4 protein-coding genes are annotated in these 2,814 nt (G+C 67.9%); all 4 read left to right on the top strand.

All coding sequences use genetic code 11. The annotated features are described in order from the left end of the window. A partial coding sequence (locus OP18_RS50495) for a sigma-70 family RNA polymerase sigma factor (protein ID WP_033367935.1) occupies positions 1 to 626 on the top strand: 626 nt, incomplete at its 5' end. Positions 627 to 791: 165 nt separating this feature from the next. Next, positions 792 to 1,682: a flagellin gene (locus OP18_RS62275; RefSeq protein ID WP_281179595.1), complete on the top strand. Its 891-nt coding sequence runs from the start codon at positions 792 to 794 to the stop codon at positions 1,680 to 1,682. Continuing rightward, the gene (locus OP18_RS50505) at positions 1,571 to 2,356 is read left to right on the top strand and encodes a flagellin N-terminal helical domain-containing protein (protein WP_281179596.1); all 786 of its coding nucleotides are present in this window, start codon (positions 1,571 to 1,573) and stop codon (positions 2,354 to 2,356) included. Before OP18_RS62275 ends, OP18_RS50505 begins: the two co-directional genes overlap by 112 nt. A 179-nt stretch (positions 2,357 to 2,535) precedes the next feature. Next, positions 2,536 to 2,814: flagellin N-terminal helical domain-containing protein (locus OP18_RS50510; protein WP_033367939.1), on the top strand; the 279-nt coding region annotated here is incomplete at its 3' end.

The following is a 2,814-nucleotide window of genomic DNA, read 5'->3' on the forward strand; positions in this document are numbered from 1 at the left end:
GCGCCCTCCTCGACGAACTGCGCGGCCTCGACTGGGCCAGCCGATCCGTCCGCACCCGCGCCCGCAAGGTCGAAACCACCCAACAGGAACTCACCGCCACCCTGGGCCGCACCCCGACCCAGGCGGAGCTCGCCGACGCGCTCGGGATCGCGCCGGACGAGCTCAAGAGCATCGACGACGACGTGCAGCGGGCCGTGGTGCTCTCGCTGCAGGGGTTCACCGCCGGCAGCGCGGAGGACCTGGTGCCGGAGCGCACCCCGGGCCCGGAGGAGCTCATCCTGCACCGGGAGCGGATCGGGTACCTGCACCACGCGATCGGCGCGCTGCCGGAGCGGCTGCGCCAGGTCATCACGGCGTACTTCTTCGAGGAACGGCCGATGAACGACATCGCGCGGGAGCTGGGCGTGACCGAGAGCCGGATCAGCCAGCTGCGCTCCGAGGCCCTCGTGCTGCTGCGCGACGGGCTCAACAACCACCTCGACCCGCACCTGGCGGCCGCCCAGGAACGCGCCGGCGGCTGCGTCGCCCGGCGGCGGGAGGCGTACTACAACCAGATCGCGAACCAGGGCGACCTGGGCGCCCGGCTGGCACACACCACGGCGCTCGGCGTCCCGCGCAGCGCGTGACGAAGAGACCCGGTTCCCCTGCGGAACCGGGTCTTTTCGGTTATAGTTGCGTTGCGGAAATTTTCCTCAGCAGATTCCTCATCCCTCGGGCCCTGACGCCGATGTCCTGGGCGAGCGGCCAAGGACGGCCCGCTCGGAAACGGCCCGAGTCAAGGAGGAATCACCATGGGTCTGCGCATCAACAACAACATCGCCGCCCAGAACGCCTACCGGAACCTGTCGGTGACCGACAGCCAGATGAGCAAGTCGCTGGAGAAGCTCTCCTCCGGCTACCGCATCAACCGGGCGGCGGACGACGCGGCCGGCCAGACCGAGTTCACCCAGCTGAACGCCGAGCTGGACCGGATCGCCACCACGACCGCGTTCGGCGGGCAGAAGCTGCTCGACCCGTCGGGCGCCTACACCGGCACCTTCCAGGTCGGCGCCAACACCGCGTCGGCCGACCAGATCGCGGTCAACCTCGGCACCGCCGCCTTCGGTGGCGTCACCGCCGTGACCGGCTTCGACTCGACCGGCCTCGGGGTGGGCACGCTCAGCCTCGTGACGGGCGCGTCCGCCGCGATCACCGCGATCGACACGGCGATCAAGGGCGTCAGCACCGCTCGGGCGACCCTCGGTGCGTACCAGAACCGCTTCGAACACACCATCAACAACATCAACACCGCGGTGGAGAACCTGTCCGCGTCCGAGTCGCGCATCCGGGACACGGACATGGCGCAGGAGATGGTCTCCTTCACCCGCTCGCAGATCCTGACCCCGTCTCTGCGGACTTTTTTCCGCAGAACCCTTATGCGGCAAGGCGAAGCGCCGATGAGAAGAGCGAACGGGCCACGGATGGCCCGGGACGTGACCCGCTTCAAGGAGGAACTTTCATGGGTCTTCGCATCAACAACAACATCGCTGCCCAGAACGCCTACCGTAACCTGTCGGTCACGGACAGCCAGATGGGCAAGTCGCTGGAGAAGCTGTCGTCGGGTTTCCGGATCAACCGTGCCGCCGACGACGCGGCAGGCCTCTCAATCAGCGAGGGTCTTCGATCCCAGATCGGCGGCCTGAAGGTCGCGGTGCGCAACGCGCAGGACGGCATCTCGGTCGTGCAGACCGCTGAAGGTGCTCTCACCGAGACGCACTCGATCCTGCAGCGTATGCGTGACCTGTCCGTTCAGGCGTCGTCCACGGGTTCGCAGGACACCGATGCGCGCACGGCGGCGCAGACCGAGTTCACTCAGCTGAACGCTGAGCTGGACCGGATCGCCACCACCACGGCGTTCGGCGGACAGAAGTTGCTCGACCCGTCGGGCGCGTACACCGGCACGTTCCAGGTCGGCGCCAACACGGCGTCCGCGGACCAGATCGCAGTGAACCTCGGCACCGCCGCCTTCGGTGGCGTCACCGCCGTGACCGGCTTCGACTCGACCGGCCTCGGGGTCGTCTCGCTCGACCTCGTGACGGGCGCGTCGGCGGCCATCACCGCGATCGACTCCGCGATCAAGGGTGTGTCGACCGCTCGGGCCACGCTCGGTGCATACCAGAACCGGTTCGAGCACACCATCAACAACCTCAACGTCGCCGTGGAGAACCTGTCCGCCTCGGAGTCGCGCATCCGGGACACGGACATGGCCTCCGAGATGGTGTCGTTCACCCGCTCACAGATCCTGACCCAGGCCGGCACGAGCATGCTGGCCCAGGCCAACCAGGCGCCGCAGAACGTCCTCTCGCTGCTGCGCTGAGGAACGTGAGTCGATGATGACCTGACGAGGGCATGACAGGGCACGGCACCCAGCCAGGGCGCCGTGCCCTGCCAGTTGTGCACGGGCGCGGCCGTTTCTCCTCAACTCCCCGGGCGGGCCGCCGATCTGCCCCGTGAACAGGCCACGGAGGGCCGGACCGAGCTCAAGGAGGAACTGACATGGGTCTACGGATCAACAACAACATCGCCGCTCAGAACTCCTACCGGAACCTGTCCGTGACGGACAGCCAGATGGGCAAGTCGCTGGAGAAGCTGTCCTCGGGTTTCCGGATCAACCGTGCCGCCGACGACGCGGCGGGCCTCTCGATCAGCGAGGGACTGCGCTCCCAGATCGGCGGTCTCAAGGTCGCCGTGCGCAACGCGCAGGACGGCATCTCGGTCGTGCAGACCGCTGAAGGCGCGCTCACCGAGACGCACTCCATCCTGCAGCGCATGCGC

Source organism: Dactylosporangium aurantiacum (assembly GCF_000716715.1).
In the GTDB taxonomy this organism is placed as follows: Bacteria; Actinomycetota; Actinomycetes; order Mycobacteriales; family Micromonosporaceae; genus Dactylosporangium; species Dactylosporangium aurantiacum.